Annotated in this window: 25 protein-coding genes, 1 tRNA gene and 1 other RNA gene; 16 read left to right on the forward strand and 11 right to left on the reverse strand. The window is 67.1% G+C overall.

All coding sequences use genetic code 11. The features are described from left to right. Positions 1-10: 10 nt before the first annotated feature. The 9 genes from ACVCMI_RS09585 to ACVCMI_RS09625 all read left to right on the forward strand — a co-directional run bounded on the left by ACVCMI_RS09585 (position 11) and on the right by ACVCMI_RS09625 (position 5,376). Positions 11-238 (forward strand): helix-turn-helix transcriptional regulator, encoded by a 228-nt coding sequence (locus ACVCMI_RS09585; protein ID WP_447098998.1) that lies wholly within the window; start codon positions 11-13, stop codon positions 236-238. After that, complete coding sequence (locus ACVCMI_RS09590; RefSeq protein ID WP_447098997.1) at positions 235-414, forward strand: hypothetical protein; 180 nt, start codon at positions 235-237, stop codon at positions 412-414. The genes ACVCMI_RS09585 and ACVCMI_RS09590 overlap by 4 nt, the downstream gene beginning before the upstream one ends. Next, the gene (locus ACVCMI_RS09595; protein ID WP_447098996.1) at positions 411-845 is read left to right on the forward strand and encodes a hypothetical protein; all 435 of its coding nucleotides are present in this window, start codon (positions 411-413) and stop codon (positions 843-845) included. Before ACVCMI_RS09590 ends, ACVCMI_RS09595 begins: the two co-directional genes overlap by 4 nt. Further along, the gene (locus tag ACVCMI_RS09600) at positions 842-2,467 is read left to right on the forward strand and encodes a DUF3631 domain-containing protein (protein ID WP_447098995.1); all 1,626 of its coding nucleotides are present in this window, start codon (positions 842-844) and stop codon (positions 2,465-2,467) included. Before ACVCMI_RS09595 ends, ACVCMI_RS09600 begins: the two co-directional genes overlap by 4 nt. Further along, positions 2,464-2,652, forward strand: coding sequence for a hypothetical protein (locus ACVCMI_RS09605; protein ID WP_447098994.1), 189 nt, complete (start codon positions 2,464-2,466; stop codon positions 2,650-2,652). Before ACVCMI_RS09600 ends, ACVCMI_RS09605 begins: the two co-directional genes overlap by 4 nt. Beyond that, positions 2,649-3,368 carry an HGGxSTG domain-containing protein gene (locus ACVCMI_RS09610; protein ID WP_447098993.1) on the forward strand — a complete coding sequence of 240 codons (720 nt, stop codon included), beginning with the start codon at positions 2,649-2,651 and terminating at the stop codon, positions 3,366-3,368. The genes ACVCMI_RS09605 and ACVCMI_RS09610 overlap by 4 nt, the downstream gene beginning before the upstream one ends. 182 nt (positions 3,369-3,550) lie before the next feature. Then, positions 3,551-4,012 (forward strand): DUF4124 domain-containing protein, encoded by a 462-nt coding sequence (locus tag ACVCMI_RS09615; protein ID WP_447098992.1) that lies wholly within the window; start codon positions 3,551-3,553, stop codon positions 4,010-4,012. Between the two features lie 339 nt (positions 4,013-4,351). Continuing rightward, the gene (locus ACVCMI_RS09620) at positions 4,352-4,612 is read left to right on the forward strand and encodes a hypothetical protein (RefSeq protein ID WP_447098991.1); all 261 of its coding nucleotides are present in this window, start codon (positions 4,352-4,354) and stop codon (positions 4,610-4,612) included. 110 nt (positions 4,613-4,722) lie between these two features. After that, positions 4,723-5,376: a response regulator gene (locus tag ACVCMI_RS09625; protein WP_447098990.1), complete on the forward strand. Its 654-nt coding sequence runs from the start codon at positions 4,723-4,725 to the stop codon at positions 5,374-5,376. Between the two features lie 94 nt (positions 5,377-5,470). Here the strand turns inward: ACVCMI_RS09625 and ACVCMI_RS09630 are convergent, their stop codons facing one another. Then, complete coding sequence (locus ACVCMI_RS09630) at positions 5,471-8,698, reverse strand: Rne/Rng family ribonuclease (protein WP_447110627.1); 3,228 nt, start codon at positions 8,696-8,698, stop codon at positions 5,471-5,473. A gap of 338 nt (positions 8,699-9,036) precedes the next feature. Here ACVCMI_RS09630 and ACVCMI_RS09635 point away from each other — a divergent pair, with 338 nt between their 5' ends. Continuing rightward, positions 9,037-10,035, forward strand: coding sequence for an RluA family pseudouridine synthase (locus ACVCMI_RS09635; RefSeq protein WP_447099457.1), 999 nt, complete (start codon positions 9,037-9,039; stop codon positions 10,033-10,035). Here ACVCMI_RS09635 and ACVCMI_RS09640 read toward each other — a convergent pair whose 3' ends face one another. Next, positions 10,036-10,377 (reverse strand): 4a-hydroxytetrahydrobiopterin dehydratase, encoded by a 342-nt coding sequence (locus ACVCMI_RS09640; protein ID WP_395118305.1) that lies wholly within the window; start codon positions 10,375-10,377, stop codon positions 10,036-10,038. It lies immediately after the preceding gene. 167 nt (positions 10,378-10,544) lie between these two features. On the opposite strand from ACVCMI_RS09640, the gene ACVCMI_RS09645 reads away from it, so the two are divergent. After that, a complete protein-coding gene (locus ACVCMI_RS09645; RefSeq protein ID WP_395118307.1) occupies positions 10,545-11,153 on the forward strand; it encodes an NfuA family Fe-S biogenesis protein in 609 nt (202 codons plus the stop codon). 73 nt (positions 11,154-11,226) lie between these two features. On the opposite strand, the gene ACVCMI_RS09650 is transcribed toward ACVCMI_RS09645, so the two are convergent. Continuing rightward, a complete protein-coding gene (locus tag ACVCMI_RS09650; RefSeq protein ID WP_395118309.1) occupies positions 11,227-11,580 on the reverse strand; it encodes a c-type cytochrome in 354 nt (117 codons plus the stop codon). Between the two features lie 18 nt (positions 11,581-11,598). Then, entirely contained in the window at positions 11,599-11,922 is a 324-nt protein-coding gene (locus ACVCMI_RS09655) for a c-type cytochrome (protein ID WP_395118311.1), read from the reverse strand. A 267-nt stretch (positions 11,923-12,189) separates the two neighbouring features. Here ACVCMI_RS09655 and ssrA point away from each other — a divergent pair. After that, positions 12,190-12,544: a transfer-messenger RNA gene (gene ssrA / locus ACVCMI_RS09660) on the forward strand. 239 nt (positions 12,545-12,783) lie between these two features. Further along, positions 12,784-13,755 (forward strand): alpha/beta hydrolase, encoded by a 972-nt coding sequence (locus tag ACVCMI_RS09665; protein ID WP_447098989.1) that lies wholly within the window; start codon positions 12,784-12,786, stop codon positions 13,753-13,755. Positions 13,756-13,770: 15 nt separating this feature from the next. On the opposite strand, the gene ACVCMI_RS09670 is transcribed toward ACVCMI_RS09665, so the two are convergent. The 4 genes from ACVCMI_RS09670 to ACVCMI_RS09685 form a co-directional block, all read right to left on the reverse strand. Further along, the gene (locus ACVCMI_RS09670; RefSeq protein ID WP_447098988.1) at positions 13,771-15,210 is read right to left on the reverse strand and encodes a c-type cytochrome; all 1,440 of its coding nucleotides are present in this window, start codon (positions 15,208-15,210) and stop codon (positions 13,771-13,773) included. A gap of 155 nt (positions 15,211-15,365) precedes the next feature. Beyond that, positions 15,366-18,161 (reverse strand): protein kinase domain-containing protein, encoded by a 2,796-nt coding sequence (locus ACVCMI_RS09675; RefSeq protein WP_447098987.1) that lies wholly within the window; start codon positions 18,159-18,161, stop codon positions 15,366-15,368. Between the two features lie 70 nt (positions 18,162-18,231). After that, on the reverse strand, positions 18,232-18,762 hold the full coding sequence (locus tag ACVCMI_RS09680) for an ECF-type sigma factor (RefSeq protein WP_395118319.1): 531 nt from the start codon (positions 18,760-18,762) through the stop codon (positions 18,232-18,234). Between the two features lie 118 nt (positions 18,763-18,880). Further along, positions 18,881-18,956 (reverse strand) — tRNA-Ala (locus ACVCMI_RS09685). A gap of 187 nt (positions 18,957-19,143) precedes the next feature. On the opposite strand from ACVCMI_RS09685, the gene hisS reads away from it, so the two are divergent. The 3 genes from hisS to ACVCMI_RS09700 all read left to right on the forward strand — a co-directional run bounded on the left by hisS (position 19,144) and on the right by ACVCMI_RS09700 (position 22,908). Next, positions 19,144-20,523, forward strand: coding sequence for a histidine--tRNA ligase (gene hisS, locus ACVCMI_RS09690; RefSeq protein WP_447098986.1), 1,380 nt, complete (start codon positions 19,144-19,146; stop codon positions 20,521-20,523). A 64-nt stretch (positions 20,524-20,587) separates the two neighbouring features. Further along, entirely contained in the window at positions 20,588-22,486 is a 1,899-nt protein-coding gene (locus ACVCMI_RS09695; RefSeq protein WP_447098985.1) for an HAL/PAL/TAL family ammonia-lyase, read from the forward strand. Between the two features lie 23 nt (positions 22,487-22,509). Next, positions 22,510-22,908 carry a DUF6165 family protein gene (locus tag ACVCMI_RS09700; RefSeq protein WP_447098984.1) on the forward strand — a complete coding sequence of 133 codons (399 nt, stop codon included), beginning with the start codon at positions 22,510-22,512 and terminating at the stop codon, positions 22,906-22,908. A 72-nt stretch (positions 22,909-22,980) separates the two neighbouring features. Here ACVCMI_RS09700 and pilH read toward each other — a convergent pair whose 3' ends face one another. From pilH to ACVCMI_RS09715, 3 genes are all read right to left on the reverse strand, one after another. Beyond that, positions 22,981-23,346 carry a twitching motility response regulator PilH gene (gene pilH / locus ACVCMI_RS09705; protein ID WP_136258582.1) on the reverse strand — a complete coding sequence of 122 codons (366 nt, stop codon included), beginning with the start codon at positions 23,344-23,346 and terminating at the stop codon, positions 22,981-22,983. Between the two features lie 69 nt (positions 23,347-23,415). Further along, positions 23,416-24,414 (reverse strand): YhdH/YhfP family quinone oxidoreductase, encoded by a 999-nt coding sequence (locus ACVCMI_RS09710; RefSeq protein ID WP_447098983.1) that lies wholly within the window; start codon positions 24,412-24,414, stop codon positions 23,416-23,418. Between the two features lie 17 nt (positions 24,415-24,431). Then, the gene (locus ACVCMI_RS09715; RefSeq protein WP_447098982.1) at positions 24,432-25,028 is read right to left on the reverse strand and encodes an LOG family protein; all 597 of its coding nucleotides are present in this window, start codon (positions 25,026-25,028) and stop codon (positions 24,432-24,434) included. Positions 25,029-25,060: the final 32 nt, after the last annotated feature.

The following is a 25,060-nucleotide window of genomic DNA, read 5'->3' on the forward strand; positions in this document are numbered from 1 at the left end:
GGATGGTCACATGAGTACCGAAGTCATCGCATCCCGCGCTTACCTGCGCGTTTCTGAAATCGCCAACAATCGCCGAACGGGTGAGCCTGGCCTGCTGTGTGTCTCGGCCGCGACGTGGTGGGCATGGGTCAAGGCCGGCAAGGCGCCCCAGCCCATCAAGCTGTCCCCCGGCGTCACTGTCTGGCGGTATGCCGACGTAGTGGCCTTCGTCGAGTCACTGGCCGGGGACGCCGCATGATCCGCCCCAAAAGCAGCACCGCCCCGACGCGGGAACGTCGAGGCGGCAAGGTGTTGCGCACTGTCTGGCGTCGATTGTATCGCTTCGCCGAGCGCCTGGACGGCTGCGGCGAGTGCGCCGTTGCCGTGTGCATCGTGGCGTTGTCCTTGCTGATCGTGCTGGGGGTGTTGCGATGAACGCCACCATGCTGCTGTCCCGATTGGACGGCGTGCGCCGTAGTGGCGACGGTTGGCGCGCGAACTGTCCGAATGGTCACGCGAAGGCGCGCGGTTCGCTGTCGATCACGGAAGCCGACGACGGACGCATTCTGCTGGCGTGCTTTGCCTGCCACGACACCCCAGCCATTCTCGGCACGCTGGGCCTTGAGCTAGCCGACCTGTTCCCTGAGCGCATCCGCGACCCGTCGCCGGAAGCGCGCCAGCGTGCGCGCGAGGCGTTCAGGCGCAGTGCCTGGGCTGCCGCGCTCGGGGTGCTGGGCCGCGAGTCGCTGGTGGTAATGCTGGCCGCACGCGACATGCTCGCCGGCAAGGCGCTGCCTGCCGGCGACGTGGAGCGGCTGGAGCAGGCAGAGGAGCGCATTACACGGGCGCGAGAGGTGCTGGCATGACGCACGCCACCGAACCGTTACCGCCGGCGATTCGCTCGCTGGAGGATCGGGCAGACAGAGAGCTGGCGATGCTGGATCGCGTGAAGCCTTCCGCGCAATCCGCTGCCGAATCGAAGGGCGAGACACCGGAACCCGACTGCATCGAACTCGCCATGCGGGAGCTGGACAGCGACCCCGGCGCCCTGTTCACGCGCGATGTACTGGACGCGCTGGCCAAGGTACGGCAGGCCGACCCGGCGCGGTATCAGCGCGTGCGTGCTGCTGCGAAAGCAGCGAAGGTCAGCGTCGGCGAGCTGGACAAGTTGACCACGCCGAAGGACGACGCCGGCACCGTTGAGCTGTTTCCAGACGTGGATCCGTGGCCCTCGCCCGTGGACGGCGCGGCCATGCTCGCGGGCATATACCGGATCATCGCGCAGCACGTCATCGCCGATCCGCCCACGATCTGCGCGGCGGCCTTGTGGGTGGCGCACACCTACTGCATGGACGCGCTCACCGTGTCGCCGCTGGCGCATATCAGCGCGCCGGAAATGCGCTGCGGCAAGACGGTACTACTCACGGCGATGATGCGGCTTTGCCATCGCCCGTTGTCGGTGGCGAGCATTTCCCCGGCGGCGATCTTTCGCACGGTGGAGCGCTGGGCGCCGACGCTGGGCATTGACGAGGTGGACGCTTTCCTGAAAGACAACGAGGAAGCGCGCGGGCTGATCAATTCCGGCCTGTACCGCGAGACCGCCGTGGTCATCCGCTGCACGGGCGACGACAACACGCCGACGCAGTTCAGCACCTGGGCGCCGAAGATCCTTTGTGGCATCGGCAAGCTGGCTGGGACCATCGAGGATCGTTCCATTCCGCTGCGCATGCGGCGCAAGGCGGCCGGCGAGGTAGCCGCCAACATCCGGCGATCCGACCCGCAACCGTGGGCCGACCTTCAAGCGCAGTTGACGCGCTGGGCGGATGACCGACGCCACGCGGTCGGCATGGCGCACCCGGCACCCGCGGCGGGCCTGGGCGACCGCGCGCAAGACTGCTGGGAACCGTTGCTTGCCATCGCCGACGAGGTGGGCGGGGAATGGCCGCGGCGGGCACGCGCGGCGGCCTTGGCGCTTCACGGCGTGGAGGAGGAAACCCCAAGCATCGGCGTCGAGTTGCTGCGGGACGTCAAGACCGTGTTCGATGAACGAGGCGCCAGCCGCATCGCCAGCAAGGAGCTTCTCCGCGCGCTCATTGATGACGAAGAAACGCCCTGGTCGACGTGGAACCGCGGCAAACCGCTCACCGTTCGCCAGCTCGCTGCGCGTCTGAGTGAGTTCGCCATCAGGCCGAAGGATGCACGTTTGCCGGGCGGCGCAAAGCTCAAGAGCTACATGCTTGCGGACTTCCGCGAAGCCTTCCGCCGTTACCTTTCGGACGACACCCCCTTTTCAAGCGCGACACCGCGACAACCGCATAGCAGTGCGGTTTCCGGGGCATTGCCATCCGAGACACATGCACCTGCGTCGCGGATGGAGGAAACCCTGCAGCCCGCACCAGACAAGGCTTGTCGCGGTGTCGCGGATAAAAGCACCCCTCTGGCCGAAAGAGACAACGCAGGCGAGCAAATCGGGAGTGTGACGATATGACCACCATTGAAGTCCTGTTGATCGCCTGGGCCGCTGGTCTCGTTCTCGACCGTCGCGGAGACCAGATCGTCGTGCATGGGCTCAAGCCCGGTTCCCCGCCCGAACTGCTGCACATGCTTCGCGAGCACAAGCCGCAGTTGCTGGCGCTCATGACAGACCGTGAAACGACCGAGCCGCAGCAATGACTATGACGCTCCCTACTACGAACCGGCGCGCCGCGGACTTCCGGGATTTCCTGAGCGAAATTGGGGTAACGCAGGCGCAGATGGACGCCGCTGCATTGACGCTGCCGGCCCCCATCCACGTCGCCAGCGATTGCAGGCATCGCGTGTCGCCTTCAGCCATTGAGGGGCTCGGCGTGTTCAGTGGCAGCGGTCTCAAGACAGGAGAGCACGTGTGCACGCTCATGGTTGGCAGCGGGTGGACGACGTGCGGCCGCTACATCAACCACGACCCCGACCCCAATAGCGTGGCCGTCCTCGTGCGAGAGGGTTTGATTGGCATGGCGGCACGCCAGATCAATGACGGTGACGAGATCACCTTGAATTATCGGCAAGTCAGAGACGCACTCCTGGCACGCCATGAAGGCCGCGGCCGACTTGATCCAACAGGCGCAGCAGGGCCACCGATGAATACGTCATCCAACCGATCAGGCACCACGCGGCGCGGCCTTTCTGATGACTACGCTGGCGATGATCCGGATTCATGCAATGCGCCGACGAAGTCCGGCCGGCCTTGCCGCGCTCTGGCGCTGTACTCAGGGCGTTGCAAGTTGCACGGCGGATTCAGTGATGGGTCACGGCCAGCGAAGGGAAAGGCAATGGTTGCCCGAAACTTGCGACTTGCACGTGAGCGCCTCGTGGAGCAGGTAGAGGCGGTGCTGAGTCGGGTGCGGCGATAGGCGGGTCACCAATTCCGCCAGCATCGCGCGCGCGCCCGCGCGCGCACGAGGCGGATCCAAAAGTCATGATCTCGTTACACGGTGCGAGATGTGCGATCGTGCACGCGAAGTCGTCAGAGCTGACGGCGCCCGAATTTGCAAAGTAGAAAGGAGTGGAAATGGCCGGATGGACGAGGGAATCCATGAAATACGCGATCGTCTTTTTCGTTTTCATGGTGGCTTCTATGGCAAACGCGGCTGAGCATGGCGGTGGACAGGCGAGTTCAGAAGCGGCGGCCGTGTATCGATGCACAGGTCCTGAGGGCAGGGTGACGTACGCCAGCGCGCCCCGGATCGGATGTGTCGTGACATTCACCTATGCGACCGCCAAAGCGAAAGCCGGGCTATCGACAGTTTTCGGTCTTGGACAGGCGTCTTGCGGCTCCTACTTGCAGAGCCGCTCACAGTGGCAGCGCCCTGGGGTTTCCGACGCCTACACCCATTGGCTCGCCGGCTTTGCCTCTGGTGTGAGTGCGCAGCGTGGGCGAGAGATCGCAACTGACTTTCCGGGGATGGAGGAATGGATCAAGCAGTACTGCGGAAAGGACCCGACCGTCCCTCTGATTTCTGCCGCGTGGGCCTTCTTCCAAGAAACAGGGAAATAGCAGCTTGGTGTGAGTAACTTTGAGAGTAACTTTCCTTGTGGTGTCTCGAAAGCTTTGGTATTCCTTACATTGTGATGCCCCCCTTGGCACCAACCCTGACCTTGGCCATCTGCGGCCAGGATCGCGAACAGCCGCCGCAAGGCGGCTTTTTCGTTCGATGGCTGCGTGGGCCATGGCGCTTGCATCTCGATCGTTCCAGGCATGTGCACGGCGAGTTTCCGCACAGCTTCCGTAGGATTGCACCGACATATCGGCAGCGGACTGGCGTGCCATCCTGCCTGCGTTTGCGGGGATGAGGGTTAGGGGCTGATGTCCGGCGTCATGCAAGGGGATGGCTGCATGCTGACGATTTCGCTGCGCTGCTCGGGATACGGCTGGAGCGTGTGTCGGCACGATGCCGCACTGTTCAGCCAGTTGCCGCTGCGGCAGGCGATCGAACTGGCGCGAACCGTTGCGCGTGACGAACACCGGCGTTCGCGCCAGCCGGTCCGCGTCGAGATGGCGGGTGCGCGCGGGCATGTCGTGCTGGCCCGTTTCGCGAAGGCGGACGACGGTCAGGGGATGCATCCGGCCCTCGACACCCGCTGTACAGGGGCCTGATTGGCGGGCGCGCGCGGTCGGTGCAGTTCAGTGCAAGAATCTGTGCCGGCCGCTTGCAATGGGGTGGCGGCCGGCCTACTTTCAAACAACCCAACCAAGGAGGGCGTCACGTGATCAGTGTGGTCCTGGTGGACGATCATGAGCTGGTGCGCACCGGCTTTCAGATGATCCTGAAACAGCAGCCGGACATCGAGGTCAGCGGCGAGGCGGGCAGTGCGGAAGAAGGCTTGCGCCTGATTCGCAACCTGTCGCCGGACATCGCCCTGGTGGACGTGCACATGCCCGGGATGAGCGGGATCGAGCTCACCGAACGGGTGAACCGATCCAAGCTGTCGACCCACATCGTCATCGTGACCGTGGTCGACGACGCGCGTTTCCCCAAGCGCCTGCTCGATGCCGGCGCGCTGGGTTACCTGACCAAGGGTTGCAACGCGGACGAGCTGGTGGCGGCCGTGCGACAGGTGGCTGGCGGGCGCCGCTACCTGGCCCCGGCGGTGGCTCAGCAACTTGCGTTGGCCACGCTCGACGGCAGCGTCTCGCCGTTCGATGCGCTCTCCAGCCGGGAGCTGGAAGTGGCCATGATGCTGGTGCGCGGCAAGCCGCTCACGATCATCGGCGAGCAGCTCAACCTGAGCCCGAAAACCGTCTCCACCTACAAGCAGCGCCTGATGGAGAAGTTGCAGGTGGATCATGTGCTCAGCCTTGCGCATCTGATGACCGTGCATGGCCTGATCGACACGCCCAGCCATCACGTCGGCAATTGAGCGCGGTTCGGTCCGGCTGACCGCCGGTACCGGATTCCGGGCACAAAAAAAACCGGACTCGCGTCCGGTTTTTTCGTTTCGACACCAGGCTGAATCAGCCGTGCGATTCACCACTCGAACGACCGTCCTCCGGCCGCGGCTCCGCTCGCGGTTTGTCGGCTTCGCTTGCCTGGACGTGAGGCGTCGCGTTGCCGGATGAGGCGAGCAGGTCGCCCTGCTTGGGCAACAATGCGGCGACCGGTGCCTGCGCGTGGGTCGTCGGGCCCGTCGATGGCTCAAGCGGTGTCGTGGCAGGCGTGACGACAGGCGCCGCCGGCGCGGTGGTCGGCCGAACGGTGTCGGCAGTGTCGGCCGCTGGGGTGGCCGGCGTCGGAGTCGCCAATGGCGCGGCCACCGGTGCCGCAGCGATTGCCACGCGAACCGGCGATTCGGTCGGCCGCGGGCCGGCGGGCAGGCTGGATGCCCCCGTCTGGGCCACCGCCGGTTCCGGGTGGAGGGACGTCGCATCACCAGCGACGCGATCAGCATGGCGCGGCGGCGGCGACTCGACCCGAACCTGGGTATCGGCACTGCGTGGTGGCGTCGCGGTAGCGGACAGGGTGGCCTGGGTCGGCGCCGGTTCGGCATCGGTCGATGGCGCAGCGGAATCGGGGATCGGCGGCAGCGTCGGCAGGATGAAGCTGGCGGCGGGCAAGGCAACAGCCGGCTTGTCCATGGACTTGTCGGAAGGCACGGTGCCGGTCGCCGAGAGGATCTTGTCGGTTGCCGGTTCCCGCGCGCTCGTCGGTGCAGACGACGAAGGTGCGGTCACGGCGGAGATGCCGGCAGGGGCCGGAGCGTGGTGCGACTCCGTCTCCTTCGATGCTGCGGCCAGCGCATCCGGCGTCGCGGCGGGACGTGGCGTGCGGCGCGCAGCGGCGGTCACGGTGTCGGCGGTAGCCGGCGCCTTGCCGGGCTCGTCGCGGTCCTCGTCGTCCAGCGCTTCGGCTTGCGTCGAATCCAGCGAACCGTCGACGGCGGTCGTGTCGTCATGACGGCGACGGCGACGGCCGCCACGGCGGCCGCGGCGGCGACGCGACGTGCCGGCATCACCCTCGGCTGCCGAGTCGGTCGGATTCTCGTTCTCGCCCGGCGCCGTCGGAACCACTTCGGCGGCACCGGCGGCGAGCAGGGCTGCGGCCTTGGCAGCCTCATCCGTTGCCTCGATGGGCGCGCGCTCGGCACGCTCGGCGCGCGGCGCCCGCTCCGGACGCGGCTGTTGCGGTGCGCGCTCGGGGCGTGACGCGGCGGCGGACTCGACGGCCGGCGCGGGCCTGGCCTGCCGCTCGGCACGCGCGTTCTGGCTCTGCGGCTGAGCGGGCGAACGCGACGCCGCTTCGTTGGTGCGTTGGCGATTGTTGCGCGCTTGCTGCTGGGCGCCGGACTTCTGGCTTTGCGGCGATGGCGAGTCGCGGCGCGGCTGGCGGGCGGATGATGCCTGCGTGCCATTCGTGCCGCGCGTGGCGTTGCGCGGACCGTTCTCCTCGCGGCGATTGCGTGCGCTGCTGGTCGGTGCCGGGGCGGGCGTGGGCGCGGCGGCTTCGGCATTGCGGAACCAGCCGAACAGGCGCGAGAGCAGGCCGCCGGTCGGAGCGGCGACGGCAGCACGCGGGGCAGGCATCGGGCGTCGCGGCGCCGGCTGCGTTGCCGCCACCGGGGCCGGCACTTCCTCGCGCACCGGGGCAGGGCTGCCCGGCACGATGCCGCTCACGGCGGGCTGCTCGCCGCTGCCCAGGGTCTGGCCCATCTTCGGCAAGTCCGTGGCGGTCACGGCGGTGAGCATTTCGTAGCTGGGCTTGCTGTGCTCGCCCATGTCCGCTTCGCGGATGCGCTGGATCTCGATGTGCGGGGTCTGGAGCTTTTCGTCGGCGACGATCATCACGTGCACCTTGTGGCGCAGTTCGATCTCGACCACGCTGGCGCGCTTTTCGTTGAGCAGGAAATTGACCACGCTCGAAGGAGCCTGCACCAGCACCTGGCCGGTGTTGTCCTTCATTGCGTGTTCCTCGATCAGGCGCAGGGTCGACAGCGACAGCGATTCCACGCCGCGGATATGGCCGTGGCCTTCGCAACGCGGGCAGGTGATCTGGGTGGCTTCGCCGAGGCTGGGGCGCAGCCGCTGGCGCGACATCTCGAGCAGGCCGAAACGCGAGATCCGGCCGACCTGCACGCGGGCGCGATCGAGCTTCAGCGCTTCCTTCAGGCGATCCTCCACCTCGCGCTGGTGGCGCGGACTGTCCATGTCGATGAAGTCGATCACGATCAGGCCGCCGGCATCGCGGATGCGCGCCTGGCGCGCCACTTCCACCGCGGCCTCGCAGTTGGTGTTGAACGCGGTCTCCTCGATGTCGCTGCCCTTGGTCGCCTTCGACGAGTTGACGTCGATGGCGGTCAGCGCCTCGGTCTGGTCGATCACGATCGAGCCGCCCGACGGCAGCCGCACCTGGCGGTCGAACGCGCTTTCGATCTGCGTCTCGATCTGGTAGCGGGTGAACAGCGGGGTGTCGTCCTGGTACAGCTTGAGCTTGCGCAATGCGTTCGGCATTACCTGCTGCATGAACTCGCGCGCGTCGTTGAACAGCGGCTCGTCGTCGATCAGGATCTCGCCGATGTCGCTGCGCAGGTAGTCACGCAGGGCACGGATGAACAGCTTGGATTCCTGGTAGATCAGGAATGGCGCCTTCTGCTTGCCGGCCGCCTCGGAGATCGACTTCCACAGGGTCAGCAGGTAGTCCAGGTCCCACTGCAGTTCTTCGGCGTCGCGGCCCAGGCCGGCGGTACGCACGATCAGGCCGACGTCATCCGGCACGGTGACGTGGTCCAGCGCCTCCTTCAGCGCCTGCCGGTCCTCGCCCTCGATCCGGCGCGACACGCCGCCGGCTTTCGGGTTGTTCGGCATCAGCACCATGTAGCGGCCGGCCAAGCTGATGAAGGTGGTCAGCGCAGCGCCCTTGTTGCCGCGCTCTTCCTTCTCCACCTGCACGACCACTTCCTGGCCTTCCTTGACCAGCTCGCGGATGCTCGACTTGTGGTGGTCGAGGCCCGGCGTGAAGTACTCGCGGGAGATTTCCTTCAGCGGCAGGAAGCCGTGGCGCTCGGCGCCGTACTCGACGAAGCAGGCCTCGAGCGAAGCCTCGACCCGGGTGATTCGGCCCTTGTAGATATTGGACTTTTTCTGCTCCCGCGAAGGGATTTCGATGTCCAGGTCGTACAGGTTCTGGCCATCGACAATGGCCACGCGCAACTCTTCACGCTGAGTCGCGTTGATCAACATGCGTTTCATGGTGGTTATCCTCGGCTTGGCCGCGCGTCGCGAGCCACGGTGGCGCCTGGAATGGCGGCCTGCCGGGAATCGCGCCGCAGCGGTTAAGCGGCAAAAAAACGGCACCGTTGCCGGTGTCGGGGATGATTCGGTCAGCTGCGCCTGCTGTCGCAATGCCGTATGGCAACGGACAAACACCAGCCCAAACCGTTACGATGAAAGGGAGCCGCGACCGGCTACCCCAAGGGCAACCGGCGCAATCCTCGCCGACGTCACGGGCGGGCACTCCACCCGATCCAGGCAACAGACGGATGGAAACCAGCGCCCGGCGAGTATCCTATCTAAGCAGGTTTTTTTCAATGCAGACGGCAACTTCCCGGGACGCACCTCACGGTGTACGTCAAGTCGAGATCGGCCCGGAGCGCGACGGGCAGCGCATCGACAACGCCCTGGTGACCCTGCTCAAGGGCGTACCCAAGAGCATGATTTACCGACTGTTGCGCACCGGACAGGTGCGCGTGAACGGGAAACGGGCCAAACCCGATACGCGTCTCGCTGACGGTGATACGCTGCGTATCCCGCCGGTGCGGGTGGCCGACAAGGTCGAGGGTCGGGGGCCGGCCGAGGGACAGGTGGCCGAGGTCGCCGAGGCGGTCATCTTCGAGGACAAGCATTTCCTGGTCATCGACAAGCCGGCCGGCGTGGCCAGCCACGGCGGCAGCGGGATCAGCCATGGGGCGATCGAGCTGCTGCGCGCGGCGCGTCCGCAGGAACACCTGGAACTGGTGCATCGGCTCGACCGCGATACCAGCGGTGTGTTGGTGTTTGCCCGTACCCGGGCGGGGCTGACCGGGCTGCAGGCGGCGATCCGGGCCGGCGAGGTCACCAAGCAGTACCTGTGTTTGATGCTGGGGCACCCGGCCAAGGCCAAGTTCGATGTCAATGCGCCGCTGCTGAAGTCGATCATGCAGGGCGGCGAGCGCATGGTGCGGGTGGCCGAGAGCGGCAAGCCGTCGCTGACTTTCTTCCGCGAAATGGAGCAGTACCCCAGCGCGCGCCTGATGCAGGCCACCCTGGGAACCGGCCGCACCCACCAGATTCGCGTGCATGCAGCGCACATCGGCCATCCGCTGGCTGGCGACCCGAAGTACGGCGATCGCGAGATGAACAAGCGCTACCGCGAGATGGGGCTGCACCGGATGTTCCTGCATGCGGCCCACCTGAGCTTCGACCTCGACGGGCGTTCCTACAGTTTCTCGGCGCCGCTGCCGGCGGACCTGAAGGATTTCCTCGACACGCTGGCCGTCAAGGGCAAGCGGCTGGTCTATACCCGCGAGAAGTCGCGTACCGACTTCTGATCACCGCGCCAGCAGGGCGTCGACCCGCGCGGCGCAGATGAAGTCGTTCATCGACAGCCCGCCCACGTCGTGGGTCGACCACAACAGCTGGCAATGGCCGTAGCCTGCTTCGATGTCCGGGTGGTGATCCTCGTGGTTGGCCATGAAGCCCACGGCATTGATGAAGCCCAGGGTGCGGTGGAAATCCTCGAACTTGAAATCCTTGACGATGGCCTTGCCGTCCTCGCGCAGTTGCCAGCCCGGCAATGCGCGCAGGAGCTTGGCGGCTTCCTCGGCAGCGAGCGCGTGCTGCTTGCCCTTGCGCGGTTGGCAGTGCTGGTTCGACAGTTCGGTGGCGTTCATCGCAAGGCTCCATGCAGGTTTGAAGTGAGAAGGGAAGGGTCGAAGCTGGCACGCGAAAAGTCAAAGCGCATGGCGACGCCAGCCATTGGACTCGAAACTGGACTAAAATGGTGCTGATTCACCGGTGAGGGCTCGCCGCCCCCGGTCCATGAACAGCGGAGCCAGGCATGATCGACATTTCCCCGCGGGCGCAGCAGCACTTCCTGCGCCTGCTTGACCAGCAAGGCATCGAGGGGCTGGGCATTCGCCTGCGGGTCACGGCGCCGGGCACGCCGGCGGCCAACTGCGAGCTGGAGTTCTGCGAGCCTGCCGATCTGGCAGGTGGCGAATGGACGATCGAGTGCGCCGGTTTCGAGTTCCATGTCGATGGCGACAGCGCCAGCTGGCTGGACCAGGCCAGCATCGACTTCGAGCCCAACGCCACCGGCGGCCAGCTCAACATCCGCGCGCCGAAGATCAAGGGGCACGTGCCCGGCGTGGATGCCGGCGTGATCGAGCGCGTGCGCTACGTGATCGAGGCGGAGATCAATCCGCGGCTGGCGTCGCATGGCGGGCGGGTGACCTTGCTGGAAGTCGATGCCGATGGCGCGGTGGTGCTGCAGTTCGGCGGCGGCTGCCATGGCTGCGGCATGGTCGATGTCACCTTGAAGCAAGGTGTGGAAAAGACCTTGCGCGAGCAGGTCCCCGAAGTCACCGCGGTGCGCGACGCCACCGATCACTCCGGCGGCGAGAAACCGTACTACAGCCGGCACGAAGGCAAGTCGGCGATGGCCTGAATCCGGGCCCGCCTATCCCGCAGTCAACAAAAAGGCCCGCATGGCGGGCCTCTTGTTGCCACGTCGGCGAGCTTCAGTTGTCACCGCCGATATGACCTTTCAGCGTGTCCAGCTTGCCGGGCAGGCTGGAGAAGTAGGCCGAGATGTCTTCGATGTCCTGGTCGGACAGCGTGGCCACCATGCCCTTCATGATCGGATTGTCGCGCTGGCCGCTCTTGTACTCGTGCAGGACCTGCTGCAGATAAAGGTTGTACTGGCCGGCCAGCCGCGGGTATTGCGGATCGACCGAGTTGCCGTCCGTGCCGTGGCAGGCGAAACAGGTGGCGGCCTTCGTCTTGCCGTTGGCGGCATTGCCGTTGGCGAGCGCTGCGGTGGAAGCGAATGCCAGCACGGCGCCGAAGGAGATCAGGGTAAGCACACGGTTCATGCGGAAGATCCTTGGCGATTACTTGGCGAGGCTGGAAAGATAGGCGGCGATGTCCTGGATGTCCGTGTCGGACAGGCTCTGCGCCTGCGCATCCATGGTCGGATGCTTGCGGTCGCCACTCTGGTAGCCATGCAGCGCGTTGACGATGTATTGCTCGTTCTGGCCGGCGATCTTCGGCACCGGGTATTGCGGATAGGCATTGGTGTAGCCGGGCACGCCATGGCAGCCGGCGCAGGTGTACACCAGCTTGCGACCGGCGGCCTTGTCGCCTTCGGCATGGGCGCTGGTTGCAGCGAAAAGAGCCGTGGCCGCAACGAGGCCAAGCATGTGCAATCGAGTCATCGAGTTCATTCCCACTGGTACGGCGACTTGGGTGATGCAACCGCGCAAGTATAGACGTTGCCCTCGCGCCTGAACAACACTCCGCCGAATCGGACCTGCCATGGAAGCGAGGTTCGCGCTTCGAAATGGCCCCCGGCAAGGCGCTTGCCGATGCGTCCCCGTCAAGACCGCGCGGCCGGACATGAACGGATCGCGCGAACGGCGCCAGCCTCGATTGCGGTTGCCGGCGACGGACCCATATACTTCGCGCGAGTCACCATTTTCCCCGGGGGTGTTCTGGCTTCGACGGGGGCAGTGAGATGGCTTGGTGCATGCCGAGGGGGCAGCTTTCCTCGTTAATCCAGCAGCAAACTCATAGTTGCCAACGACGACAACTACGCTCTCGCCGCTTAAGGCGTAAGCCCCGAACCCACTTGTGCTCATGCTCGTCGGTGTAGGGTCATTATCATGAGATCGCCGAAGACTGTCGCCTGGCGGTCGTAGGCAAGATCAATCAGGCTGGTTTCGCGGTGCGCTTTGCCCGCCGTGCTTGTCGCGAAACGAGATCGAACGGTGAGCTAAGCATGTAGATCCGGGCATTGAACGCCTTCGGACGCGGGTTCGACTCCCGCCACCTCCACCAATGCAAACCCATCAGGCGAGTGATTCGCCTGATGGGTTTTTTGTATGCGGGCACTGGTCCTTGGCCCGCCCCGCACCGGATGCCGATTGCAGCGACGGCCCCGTCTGCCCGGGAACGGGACTGAGGGGCCGTGCCGCGTGCGGCGAGTCAACCCGGGTGCTCGCGATCCGTTGAAGGCGGGCGACGTGCGCCGGCGTGGCGCGCGAGAGTTTTGGCTTCGTGGCTTCCGGGAGAGGATGATGGGTCGCAACTTTCGTTTGGCGTTCCAATCGTTCGCATGGATGAGCCTGGTGCTGTTGCCGTTGGTGGCGACGGCACAATCCGGTGCGTTGCGCGAGCGGCTGTTGCAGCGGCATGGTGCAACGGCGCAGCACGAATCGCGCGGGCCGGTGAACTTGCCGCCGGGCGCACGGTTGGTGCAGGACGTGGCCTACGGCAGCGATCCGCGCCAGCGTTTCGATGTGTATCTGCCGGCGCATGCCAGCGCAGCACCGGTGATCTTCATGGTGCACGGTGGCGGTTGGCGGCGTGGCGACAAGGCGGCGCGTGGCGTGGTCCAGAACAAGGTCGATCGCTGGTTGCCGCGCGGCTTCGTGGTCATTTCGGCGAACTACCGGTTGCTGCCGGATGCAACGCCGCTGCAGCAGGCGCAGGATGTGGCCCGCGCGCTGGCACTGGCGCAACGCAAGGCACAGAGCTGGGGAGCCGCTCCTCGCGCGTTCATCCTGATGGGGCATTCGGCCGGCGCGCATCTGGTGGCCCTGCTGAGTGCCGAACCGGCGCTGGCGCGCGAGCAGGGCGCGCAGCCCTGGCTGGGCACGGTCTCGCTGGACAGCGCCGCGCTGGATGTCGTGCAGATCATGCAGGGCCGGCACCCGCGCCTGTACGACGATGCCTTCGGTTCGCAGCCCGCCGATTGGCTGGCGGCATCGCCGTACCAGCAGATGCGTGGCCGCATGGCGCCGTTTCTGGCGGTGTGCTCCAGCGAGCGGCGGGAGTCCTGCCCGCGTGCGCACGATTTCGTGCGCAAGGCGAAGTCTTTCGGTGGAGAGGCTCGCGTGCTGGAGGAAGGCCTCTCGCATGGGCGGATCAATGCCGAACTCGGCTTGCCTTCGGATTACACCGATGCCGTCGAACGCTTCATGCGCGGCCTCAGTCCCGCCGTCGCACAACGACTTGGCTCGGCGCAGCCCGCGACGTCGAGCCGCTGAGTTGCCGGCCGGCTTTCACAACGCCGAAAGGAATGCCACCAGATCGCTTTTCTGCCCGGCGCTCATGCCGATGTTGAAGCGGCTGTCGTAGAAATCGACCACGTCCATCAACGTCGCCGCCGAACCGTTGTGGAAGTACGGCGCGCGGGCGGCCAGGCCGCGCAGGATCGGTCCCTTGAACTTGCCGATGTCGGCCCACTTGCCGGTCAGCATGGCCAGGCCCGGGTCGGTGGTGCGCACCACCTCGCCGGTGCTGTAGCGGGTCAGCGTGTACAGCGGCAGATCCGGCGTGCGCCGGCTGGCGTCGGCAATGCCGATATTTACCGGCAATGCCACCGAGTGGTTGCCTATGTTCGGCGCGTTGTGGCAACTGCTGCAGCTGCCGTGGATGACCGGCACGCCGGTGACGTCGTTGAGGCCGGCCACGCCGCTGATGTCGATCGGCATGTGGTTGAACAACTGCTCGCCGCGGGCGATCGCGGCGCGTGCGCGATCGCGCGGGTCGCGGCTCAGTGACGCGCGCGGATCGTTCCAGCTGTCGAACAGGCGCATGGCGCGCGGGTCGAACGGTTCTCCGGAGGGATCGTTGTCGAAAGTGTCGTTGATGCCGACCCAGAAGCGCTGTTGGCCCAGGATGCTGGCCCCGCCCATGCCGCCGTCGTCGTTGAGGCGCCCGGCCTGCCGGTCGATCGACTGCGCGGTGAACAGGTGCGATTCGAACTCGACGATCCGGTCGATGACGGCGGCATCCGGCACGCTGCCCGCCTGCTCGTGGCCGAGGATGGCATCGCGCGCCTGCGAGGCCAGGCTGGCGTCGATGTCGCCGATGTCGATGCCGGCATCCATCGGCGGCTTGAACGGGGCAAAGGTCTCGCGTCCGTCCCACATCACTGCGGTGTCCCAGATCAGATTGGTGGCTGGCAGCGGGCGGCGAAACAGCGACAACTCGCGCGCGCTGGCGTAGCCGTAGGGATCGTCCACGGCAGTGAGTCTGAACTCGGCGTGCGCCGGCATCGGCATGCCGATGCGCAGCACGCCGCGCTTGAGCAGCATGGCGTAGGCGATGCGCCGCGCGTAGACGCTGGAAACGTCCGCAAGCGGCGAAACGGCGCCGTCGACCAGGGCGAAGATCGGGTCGGTGCCGTTGCTCTGCCGGAAGCGTTCACGCACCTCGGCGGCGGAGATCGTCCAGCCCTCCGCCTGGCGATGGCAGGAGTCGCACGAGCGCCCGTTGCTGCCGAGGCTGGCGAAGAACGGGTTGTCGATGTCGATGCGGCCGCTGGGCGTGCTGGTCTGCAGCCAGCCGGACGGGTCGGCGGTGACGGCGTTGTCTGCTGATGCCGGCGCCGGTCGGCTGTCCTGGGCCGACGCCATGCCGGCAAACGCGAGCAGCAAGAGTGCAGCCACGGCAGCCAGCTGCCGCGCGGCCGCATGGATCGCGTGATGATGAAACATGATGGTCGACCTCCCTGGTAGCTCGTGCGCACGCGCGCCCCTTGCGCGGGTGGACACTGCGCAGAACACCGACGCGGCGGCAATTGCGACATGCGCCAGACCAGGCGCGTGAACCATGTGGACAGCGGGTTGCCGAGGAGGTGACGGGTTTCCCGTCAGTTCGGCAAGGCGACGCAGGTGGCGATGGGTTGACGCAGCATCGCCTGCGGGCCGGCGAGCCCGGGATGGGCGGCAAGCCGGTTCGCTTCGATGATCGTGCTGGCCGCCCGTGCCCTGGCCGATGCCGCGGCGCAATCGCCCGTGCGCGCCGTTGCAATGGCGAGCCACAGCTGCGCGGCAAGCTGGCGTGGATGGGCCGGTGGCAATTCGCGGGCGGCGTTGGCGATCGCGGTGGCCAGCTCGGTCCTGGCCAGCTCCGGTTCGCCGCGCAGCAGTTCGACCCGGGCGCGCAGCGTATGCACCCACAGCAGCTGCGGGTCGTGGCGCGAAGCGGCGGCAGCCACGTCGCGATCGACGCTGGCCTGGAGATCGTCGGGACACCCCGCGCCGGGAGCCTCGGTGCAGGCGAGCAGCAAGCGTGCCTCGGCGATCAGCGGAGGCATCGGCCAGGAACGCGTGCGCAGGCCGGCGATCGCCGCCGGCAGCAGTGTGCGTGCCTGTTCGGGATGGCCCTCCAGCAGGTCGATGCCGGCCAGTTCGCTGTCGATGCGGCCGACCCGCATGCGATTGGCCGGGCTGTCGCCGTAGCGTTGGCGCGCGGCGGCAAACAATTCGCGCGCACCGGCCAGATCGCCGGCTTCCTCCAGGCCGAACGCGGTGGCTTCGAGCGAATCGCCATGCAGCGCACTGGTTTCTCCGAAACCGTCCGCCGACCATGCTTGCGCCTGGCGGCAACGCGCCTGCGCAGCGGCACGATCGGCGCGCAACCCTTCCAGCACGCACGCCTTCTGCGCCGCGTACACCTGGGTGAGTTGCGGCTGGCCGCCATGGCGCGTGTACAGTGCCAGCGCTTGCGTGAAATGCCGGTGCGCCTGCGCCCAGTCGCCGGCGCGATATTCGGACGAGGCCAGGCCGGCCAGCGCCAGCGTGGACTCGTTGCTGGACGGGCCGAAATACGCGAGTTCGAACTGCAGGGTCTTGCGCCACATCGGGATCGCCTCGTCGTAGCGCGCCAGGCCTTCCAGTGCGGAGGCGACGTCGTTGTAGCCGATGCCGACGCGGGCGTCGTCCGGTCCCCAGGTGGCGATCCGCTCCGACAGCGCTTCGCGGGAGAGTTGCAGCGCGGCGTCGGCATGCCCTTCGCTGTTCTCGACCGCGGCCAGCGGGCCGAGCAGGCGGATCAGGTCCTCGCCATGGATGCCTTGCGCGCGCATGCGCCGGCGGGCCAGGCGCAGGTCGGCACCGCCGGCCGCGAAATCCTCCGTGCGCACCTCGGCGTAACCGCGTGCGGTGAGCGCGCGGATCGCCTCGATGTCAGTGGGCGCCAGCGCCCGCGCGGACAGGGCAACGGCCCGGTCTGCGAGCCTGCGCGACTGCGCGGGTTCGCCGAGGTTCTCGTACAGGCGCGAGAACATCGCCAGCAGGTCCACGCGACCGGCGTCGTCCAGTTGCGGCGAGTGGTCGAGCTTTGCCACGCCGCGCGCCAGCAGCTCGCCGAGACTGGGCTGCTTCGCGGGGGCAACGCCGTACTGGATCGGTGCGAACAGGTCCTCGACGAAGTCGCGCATCATGGTCGCGCGGATGGCTTGCCGGCGCGCAACGTGCGCCTGCCACAGCGCGGTGGAGAGCGAGACGAGCACGGCGAGCACAAGCACCGTCATGATCGCCACGCCGCCGCGATGGCGGTCGATGAACTTGCCGGCCCGATACCAGGGCGAGGGCGGATGCGCCAGCACCGGCAGGTGATCGAGGTGGCGTTCGATGTCGTCCGCGAGCGTGCCGGCCGAGGCATAGCGGCGCTCTGCGTCGGTGGCGGTGGCCATCCGCACGATGTTGTCGAGGTCGCCACGCAACTGGCGCCGCCATGCTCGCGCGGTGCGCGAGTTGCTCCTGCGCGAGACGGCGTCCGAACGCGTGGACGGCGGGCCGGTCTCGCCGGCAGTCCGTCGCCGGCCCGACAGCAGTTCGTCGAGCAGGACGCCGAGCGCATAGACATCCGTGGCTGTGGTCACTGGTTCGCGGGAGAACTGCTCCGGCGCGGCATAGGCCGGCGTGAGCGCGCGGTGCTGGGTACGGGTGGCGCCATCGGTGCGGTCGTCGAGCAGCTTGGCGATGCCGAAGTCGAGCAGCTTCACCTCGCCGTCGGTGGTGACCAGCACGTTGGAAGGCTTCAGGTCGCGATGCACGATCAGCGCGCGATGTGCTGCGGCCACTGCGCGGCACACCTTCAGGAACAGCAGCAGACGCGGGCGCAGTGGCAGGCGGCGATCGCGCGCGTAGTCGGTGATCGGCACGCCATCGACCAGTTCCAGCACGATATAGGCCAGCCCCTGTTCGGTGATGCCGCCCTCGATCAGCCGCGCGATGCCCGGATGGCGCAACCGCGCCAGCGCCTCGCGCTCGCGCCGGAACTGGTCGCGCGCAGCCGGCGTGTAAAGGCCGCGCGCCAGCAGCTTGAGGGCGACCTCCTGGCGCACCCCGGCCTCCTGGCGCGCGGCGCGGAACACGGTGGAGGAGCCGCCTTCGCCCAGCACCTCGATCAGTTCGAACGCGTTGATCCGGCTGCCCGGCGGCATCGCCGCGGCGACACCGGCCTCGCCGATCACGCGCGCCGCGTCGACGGCGTCGCCGGGCAGCCAGTCGTCGTCGGCGGTGTCGGCGCTGAGCATGCGTTCGATCTCTTCACGCTGTTGCGGGTCGAGGCAGTGCGCGGCCAGCCAGTCCATGCGCGCGGCGCCGCTCAACTGCAGCGCTGTTTCGAACAACTCGCGCAATGTCGGTGTGGAGTCCACGTGGAGCGCCCTTGCCGAATGACCTGCCTGCGTTTAACCCCGCTGCGCGCCCGATTGCGACGTGACCGGCTCAGTCCATGTGCGCCTTGAGGAAGGCGCGGGCGAAGCGCCAGTCGCGGTCGATCGTGCGCCGCGCCAGGCCGAGGGTGTCGGCGATCTGCTGCAGGCCCAGCCCGGCGAAATAGTGCAGCTCCACCACTCGGGCGGCGCGCGCATCGGTCTGTTCCAGCGCGTTCAGCGCGGCATCCAGCGTCAGCGCCTGGGCGGCCGTATCCAGCGCGAGCCGGACATCGTCCTCGTCCAGGGTGACCTTCATCCATTGACCGCCGGCGCGCAGGCGCAGCCGGTCACGGGCGCGGTTGGTCAGCAGGTGGCGCATGGCACGCGCGGCGTAACTGAAGAACTGCGCCGGGTGTTCGAAGTGCAGTGCCTCGTTCTGGCCGATGCGCAGGTACAGCTCGTGCACCAGCTCGGTGGTGTCCAGCGTGGCCCCCTGGCGTCGATTCAGTTGCCGGGCGGCCATCGCCTTGAGGCGCGCGTAGACCTCGGCGAACAGGGCGTCCGTCGAACCTTCGGCAAAGGATGATCCGGTCCCCGTCATGCTTTTGCGCGCACCGCCCCGACGCGGAGCTGGTCGGGGCCGATGGTACGCCTGTGCGGGCCGGACAGGAAAAAGGCCGGCGCCCTCGCTTGCGGACGATCCGGCCTCTTGCATGACGTGGTGGAGCGGATGGGGATCGAACCCACGACCTTCGCATTGCGAACGCGACGCTCTCCCAGCTGAGCTACCGCCCCACGTGAGCGGCGCATCTTAGCAGCGTGCGAGGCGGTTCGCCAAGTGTTGGTTGCGGCGGGAAGGCGGCCCCGGCTGCGTCGCGGCCCCCGCGTGCACGCGGGGGAAATCGCCTCGTTCTGCTAATCTTGACGGCTGCCGTCGCTGTCGCTCGCACGGCGACCCGTCCCATCGTCAGCAGAGGATTCCATGGCGCTTACCCCGGCCCGCACCATGCCCGGCGTGCTCGAGCTGTTGCCGCTCGACCAGATCGCGTTCCAGCGCATGCTCGACGTGATCCGTCGCAATTACGAGCGTTTCGGCTTTCTCGCCATCGAGACGCCGGTGATCGAATACTCCGACGTGCTGCTGACCAAGAGCGGCGGGGAGACCGAGCGGCAGGTGTACTTCGTGCAGTCCACCGGGGCGCTGGGCAAGGCCGATGAGGGCATGCCCGAACTGGCGCTGCGCTTCGACCTCACCGTGCCGCTGGCGCGTTACGTGGCCGAGCACGAGCGCGACCTCAGCTTCCCGTTCCGCCGCTACCAGATGCAGAAGGTGTACCGCGGCGAACGCGCGCAGCGCGGGCGCTTCCGCGAGTTCTACCAGTGCGACATCGACGTGATCGGCAAGGACTCATTGTCGGTGCGCTACGACGCCGAGATCCCGGCGGTGATCTACAGCGTGTTCCGCGAACTGGCGATCGGCCCGTTCACCATCCAGCTCAACAACCGCAAGCTGATGCGCGGCTACTTCGAGAGCCTGGGCATCGTCGACGGCGAGCAGCAGATGCTGGTGCTGCGCGAGGTGGACAAGCTGGACAAGCGCGGCGCCGACTACGTGCGCGACACGCTGACCGGCGAAGCGTTCGGCTTGAGCACCGAGGTTGCCACCAGCATCCTCGCCTTCGTGCAGGTGCGCTCGACCTCGCTGCAGGACGCGTTCGACAAGCTCGATGCGCTGGGCGCCGGCCCGGAAGCGATGGAGCAGGGCCGCAACGAGCTGAAGGAAGTGCTCGGTCTGATCCACGCGTTCGGCGTGCCGGAAACACATTACGCGCTGAACCTGTCGATCGCCCGCGGCCTCGACTACTACACCGGCACGGTCTACGAGACCACGCTGAACGACCACCCGCAGATCGGCTCGATCTGCTCCGGCGGCCGCTACGAGAACCTGGCCGGCCAGTACACCAAGTCGCACCTGCCCGGCGTCGGCATCTCGATCGGCCTGACCCGGCTCTACTGGCAGCTGCGCGACGCCGGCCTGATCGACACGGCGAAGAGCACCGTCGACGTGCTGGTGACCCAGATGGACGAGGCGCAGCTGCCGGCCTATCTCGCGCTGGCCGGCGAGCTGCGCGGCGCCGGCATCGCCACCGAGGTGGTGCTGGAAGGCGGCAAGCTGGGCAAGCAGTTCAAGTACGCCGACCGCGCCGGCATCCGCTTCGTGGTGGTGCTGGGCGAGGACGAGCTCGCCCGCGGCGTGGTGACGGTGAAGGACCTGCGCCGCGAGGACCAGTTCGAGGTGGCGCGCGGCGAACTGGTCAAGACGCTGCGGGTGGAGCTGGAGCAGGCTGCGGCAATGGGGTGAGGGCGCTATTGCCTTTGACGCCGTCATTCCCGTGTTGGCGGGAATGACGGCAACAACGTGGAGCATGACTGCGGTGAGTGAAACGATTCTTCTCGATGGCAGCAGCCTGACGCGCACGCAACTGGTGGCGGTGGCGCGGCAGGGCGCATCGGTGGCGCTGGATCAGGCGCAGCTCAAGCGCGTGCAGCGCGCCGCCGATTTCCTCGCCGAGAAAGTCAGCTGCGGCGAGCCGACCTACGGCGTCACCACCGGCTTCGGCAGCAACGCCGACAAGCTGCTGGGCGCGCATCGCGTGCGCGACGAGCTGCCGGGGCATCAGCCCGCCGAAGGCACGCTGATGGAGGAGTTGCAGCACAACCTGATCATCACGCATGCCGTCTGCGTCGGCAAACCGTTTGCGGCGGAGGTGGTGCGCGCGATGCTGGTGATCCGCATCAACACCTTGATGCGCGGCCACTCGGGCATCCGCGTGAGCACGCTGGAAGCGCTCGCCGCGATGCTCAATGCCGGCGTGGTGCCGGTGGTGCCGGAGAAGGGCTCGGTCGGCGCCAGCGGCGACCTGGCACCGCTGTCGCATCTGGCGATCGTGCTGCTCGGCGGCGGCGAGGCATTCTACGAAGGCGAGCGCATGCCGGGCGCGCAGGCGCTGGAGCGTGCCGGCCTCAAGCCGATCCGGTTGTCGTTCAAGGAAGGGCTGGCGCTCAACAACGGCACCGCGCAGATGCTCGCCACCGGCGCGCTGGCGCTGGACGTGCTGGGCGATCTGCTGGACGTCGCCGATCTCGCCGCGGCGATGACACTGGACGCCTTTGCCGGCCGCAGTGGCGCCTTGCGACCGGAGGTGCATGCGCTGCGTCCTCATCCCGGGCAAGTCGAGACTGCGGCGCACGTGCGCGAATTGCTGGACGGTTCCACCTTGCTGGACATTCCGTATCACCTGGTGCCGCGCTTCAAGCCGTGGAGCGCCGATGCCTGGAGCGAGCCGGACGACCAGGCGCTGAGTTTCGACATCGGCTGGGACTGGGTGCCTGCCAACCAGCGCCACGGCCGCGAGGCGTTCTACCAGCGCTTCCTGCCGTTCAAGGGCGGCAAGAAGCACCAGCCGCAGGATGCCTACAGCCTGCGCTGCATGCCGCAAGTGCACGGTGCGGTACGCGATGCCTGGGCACAGGCTTGCCGCGTGTTCGACATCGAGCTCAACTCGGTCACCGACAACCCGCTGATCTTCCCGGACAACGCGGACGCGCAGTTCATCGAGGAGCAGGTGATCTCTGCCGGCCACTTCCACGGCATGCCGCTGGCGCTGGCGATGAGTTACGTGAAGGCGGCGATCCCGGTGCTGGCGTCGATTTCCGAGCGCCGCCTCAACAAGCTGGTCGACCCGGCCAACAACGACGGCCTGCCGGCCTTCCTCACCGGAAACGAGGACGGCACCGACTCCGGCTTCATGATCGTGCAGTACACCGCCGCGGCCCTGGTCAACGACCTCGCCACGCGCGCGCATCCGGCCAGCGTGTATTCGGTGCCGACCAGCGCGAACGCCGAGGATCACGTTTCGATGGGGGCGAACGAAGCCCGCCACGTGCTGGACATGGTGGAGGATCTGAGCCACGCGCTGGCGCTGGAGCTGTACACCGCGGCGCAGGCGCTCGACTACCGCCAGGAAATGCTCAACGCCGCGCGCCGGCTGGCCCGCCGCGGCGGCTGGCAGGCATTGGCGGCCAAGGTGGCCAATGCGCCGCGCGAGGGCCAGCCGCACTACGAGCAGTTCGTCGCCGAGGTGCAGCAGCTCGCCGATGCCCTGACCGGCGCCGGCGATTTCCACGCGGGCGCACGGGTGCGTCAGGCACACGCGATCCTGCGTCAGCGCATTGCCTTCATGCATCGCGATCGCGCGCTGGACGGCGACGTGGCCGCGGCCTGCGCGCTGGTGCAGCAGGGCGCCTTCCGCGCCACGGTTTGAAACACACTTCCACGGAGCCGAGCATGAGCCTGATCCAGACCCCCGTTTCCCACGGCGAACTGATCGACAAGATCACCATCCTCGAAATCAAGTCGCGACGGATGACCGACGAGGCCAAGCTGGCCAACGTGCGCAACGAGCTGGACTTGCTCAACGCGATCTGGGCCAACGACGCGGCGTCGCGGATCGACATCGGCGAGGAGCGCGCCAGTCTGCTCGCGGTGAACGAGCTGCTGTGGGATATCGAGGACAAGATCCGGTTGAAGGAACGCGCGCAGGAGTTCGACCGGGACTTCATCGAGCTGGCCCGCTCGGTGTATTTCCGCAACGACGAGCGCGCCGCGTTCAAACGCGCGATCAACCTCAAGCTCGGTTCGCAGCTGGTCGAGGAAAAGTCGTATCAGGATTACCGCGCCGGCTGACCGACCGCCGGCCGGCCGCTTCACGAAAAACGGCGCCCGCGGGCGCCGTTTTTCGTGCAAATGGGAGACGGGTCAGTGGGGCAGGAATTCGTCCAGCGCCTTGACCAGTTCCTCTTCCTTGATGGGCTTGGTCACGTAGGCCTTGGCGCCCTGGCGCATGCCCCACACCTTGTCGGTTTCCTGGTCCTTGGTGGTGACCAGGATGATCGGGATGTGCGCGGTGTCGGCGTTCTTGCTGATCGTGCGGGTGGCCTGGAAGCCGTTGAGGTTGGGCATGACCACGTCCATCAGGATCAGGTCGGGCAGCTCCGCCTTGGCCACCTCGACGCCGGCGGCGCCGTCTTCGGCCGACAGCGTCTCATGCCCGAGTTTCTCGACGATCCGCTTGATGCCCAGCAACTGGGAGGGGGAGTCGTCGACGATCAGGATGCGTGCCATGGGTTGGGGGTTCCCTGCGGGTTTCGATGATTCTAAGGCGTGACGATGGTACTTCCAAGCACGTCGCTGTCAAACCGGATGGTCGATGTGCACGAGCGTGCGCCCGAAGGAATCACCGGCAAGCATGCGCTCGAACACCTGCGGCAACTCTTCCAGTGCGATGTCGCGCGTGCCGATGCGCTCCAGGTGCCGCGGCTTCCACTCACTGGCCAGGCGCCGCCAGATGTCGTCGCGAATGTCCCGCGCGGTGCCGGCCGAAGCCACGCCCAACAGGCTCAGGCCGCGGATGATGAAGGGCATCACCGTGCTGTCGAACGCGATGCCGCCGGCGTTGCCGCAGATTGCCACGTTGCCGTAGGGCGCGATGAGCGGCAGCAGGCCGGCGAGCATGCGGCCGCCGACGTTGTCCAGCGCGCCGCCGAAGCGGGCCGAGTCCATCGGCTTGCCGCTGAAGGCGAGCTGGTGGCGATCGATGCAGTCCGTGGCGCCGAGGCTGCGCAGGAAGTCGAAGTGGTCCGGCTTGCCGCTGATCGCATGCACTTCGTAACCGGCGCGGCTGAAGATGTCGATTGCCAGCATGCCGACGCCACCGCTGGCGCCGGTTACCGCGATCGGGCCGAGCGCCGGTGTTTGCCGGTTGTCCTGCATGCGCAGCAGGGCCAGTGCGGCGGTGAAGCCGGCGGTGCCGAGGATCATGCTCTCGCGCAGGCTCAAGGACGCCGGCAGCGGGATCGTCCAGCGCGCGTCGAGACGTGCGTATTCGCCATAGCCGCCGTCGCGCGTCTCGGACAGGCCGCTGCCGGTGCACAGCACCGCGTCGCCTTCCCTGAACGCCGGATCGGTCGAGGCGACCACATGGCCGGCCACGTCGATGCCGCCGTTGAGCGGATAGGTGCGCAGGATGCGGCCCTTGCCGGTGCCGGCCAGCGCGTCCTTGTAGTTGACCGAGGAATACGCGACCTTGACCAGCACCTCGCCGGGCGACAGCGCACCGGTGTCCATGGTCTCGATGCCGGCGCGGTAGCCGGCGTCGTCGTTGTGGATGCGGAACGCGCGGAAACGGGTCATTTCGACCTCCTGCGGAATCAGGCGTCGACGCTGCGGGAGGAAATCCACTTGGGCGTGTAGCTGCCTTCGTAGTCCCGCATCCAGTCGAACAATGCGGCGATGTCGTCGCCGAACCAGATGCTGTCGCGCTGCGCCGCCTTCACGAAGGATTCGTCGACCATGTGCTCCATCAGCGTGCGCAGGTCGCGGTAGTAGCCGCGCACGTCGAGGAAGGCGCAGGGGTAGCGGTGCAGGCCGAGCTGGGCCCAGGTCAGCATCTCGAACATCTCGTCCATCGTGCCGAAGCCGCCGGGCAGGGCGACGAAGGCGTCGGACAGCTCGTACATGCGCGTCTTGCGCTGGTGCATGGTCTCGACCACCACCAGCTCGCTCAGGCCCGGGTGCGCCACTTCCAGTTCCACGAGCTGGCGCGGGATCACGCCGATCACCTTGCCGCCGCCGGCGAGCACGGCGTCGGCCACCACGCCCATCAGGCCGACCTTGCCGCCGCCATAGACCAGCGCGATGCCGCGTCGTGCCATCTCGCTGCCGAAGGCGCGCGCCTGTTCGGCGTACTCGGGGTGCCTGCCGCTGTTGGAGCCGCAGTAGACGCAGATGGCGGTGGGTTGGGGCATGGGCTTACCTGGGTGGAGAGTGGAGAGGAGTG

Source organism: Rhodanobacter sp. UC4448_H15, from assembly GCF_052978265.1.

Excerpts from the sequence above, each read along its gene's own strand:
- ACVCMI_RS09585 (WP_447098998.1), top strand. The coding sequence starts at position 11 with ATGAGTACCGAAGTCATCGCATCCCGCGCTTACCTGCGCGTTTCTGAA.
- ACVCMI_RS09590 (WP_447098997.1), top strand. The coding sequence starts at position 235 with ATGATCCGCCCCAAAAGCAGCACCGCCCCGACGCGGGAACGTCGAGGC.
- ACVCMI_RS09595 (WP_447098996.1), top strand. The coding sequence starts at position 411 with ATGAACGCCACCATGCTGCTGTCCCGATTGGACGGCGTGCGCCGTAGT.
- ACVCMI_RS09600 (WP_447098995.1), top strand. The coding sequence starts at position 842 with ATGACGCACGCCACCGAACCGTTACCGCCGGCGATTCGCTCGCTGGAG.
- ACVCMI_RS09605 (WP_447098994.1), top strand. The coding sequence starts at position 2,464 with ATGACCACCATTGAAGTCCTGTTGATCGCCTGGGCCGCTGGTCTCGTT.
- ACVCMI_RS09610 (WP_447098993.1), top strand. The coding sequence starts at position 2,649 with ATGACTATGACGCTCCCTACTACGAACCGGCGCGCCGCGGACTTCCGG.
- ACVCMI_RS09615 (WP_447098992.1), top strand. The coding sequence starts at position 3,551 with ATGAAATACGCGATCGTCTTTTTCGTTTTCATGGTGGCTTCTATGGCA.
- ACVCMI_RS09620 (WP_447098991.1), top strand. The coding sequence starts at position 4,352 with ATGCTGACGATTTCGCTGCGCTGCTCGGGATACGGCTGGAGCGTGTGT.
- ACVCMI_RS09630 (WP_447110627.1), bottom strand. The coding sequence starts at position 8,698 with ATGAAACGCATGTTGATCAACGCGACTCAGCGTGAAGAGTTGCGCGTG.
- ACVCMI_RS09635 (WP_447099457.1), top strand. The coding sequence starts at position 9,037 with ATGCAGACGGCAACTTCCCGGGACGCACCTCACGGTGTACGTCAAGTC.
- ACVCMI_RS09640 (WP_395118305.1), bottom strand. The coding sequence starts at position 10,377 with ATGAACGCCACCGAACTGTCGAACCAGCACTGCCAACCGCGCAAGGGC.
- ACVCMI_RS09645 (WP_395118307.1), top strand. The coding sequence starts at position 10,545 with ATGATCGACATTTCCCCGCGGGCGCAGCAGCACTTCCTGCGCCTGCTT.
- ACVCMI_RS09650 (WP_395118309.1), bottom strand. The coding sequence starts at position 11,580 with ATGAACCGTGTGCTTACCCTGATCTCCTTCGGCGCCGTGCTGGCATTC.
- ACVCMI_RS09655 (WP_395118311.1), bottom strand. The coding sequence starts at position 11,922 with ATGACTCGATTGCACATGCTTGGCCTCGTTGCGGCCACGGCTCTTTTC.
- ACVCMI_RS09665 (WP_447098989.1), top strand. The coding sequence starts at position 12,784 with ATGGGTCGCAACTTTCGTTTGGCGTTCCAATCGTTCGCATGGATGAGC.
- ACVCMI_RS09670 (WP_447098988.1), bottom strand. The coding sequence starts at position 15,210 with ATGTTTCATCATCACGCGATCCATGCGGCCGCGCGGCAGCTGGCTGCC.
- ACVCMI_RS09680 (WP_395118319.1), bottom strand. The coding sequence starts at position 18,762 with ATGACGGGGACCGGATCATCCTTTGCCGAAGGTTCGACGGACGCCCTG.
- hisS (WP_447098986.1), top strand. The coding sequence starts at position 19,144 with ATGGCGCTTACCCCGGCCCGCACCATGCCCGGCGTGCTCGAGCTGTTG.
- ACVCMI_RS09695 (WP_447098985.1), top strand. The coding sequence starts at position 20,588 with ATGACTGCGGTGAGTGAAACGATTCTTCTCGATGGCAGCAGCCTGACG.
- ACVCMI_RS09700 (WP_447098984.1), top strand. The coding sequence starts at position 22,510 with ATGAGCCTGATCCAGACCCCCGTTTCCCACGGCGAACTGATCGACAAG.
- pilH (WP_136258582.1), bottom strand. The coding sequence starts at position 23,346 with ATGGCACGCATCCTGATCGTCGACGACTCCCCCTCCCAGTTGCTGGGC.
- ACVCMI_RS09710 (WP_447098983.1), bottom strand. The coding sequence starts at position 24,414 with ATGACCCGTTTCCGCGCGTTCCGCATCCACAACGACGACGCCGGCTAC.
- ACVCMI_RS09715 (WP_447098982.1), bottom strand. The coding sequence starts at position 25,028 with ATGCCCCAACCCACCGCCATCTGCGTCTACTGCGGCTCCAACAGCGGC.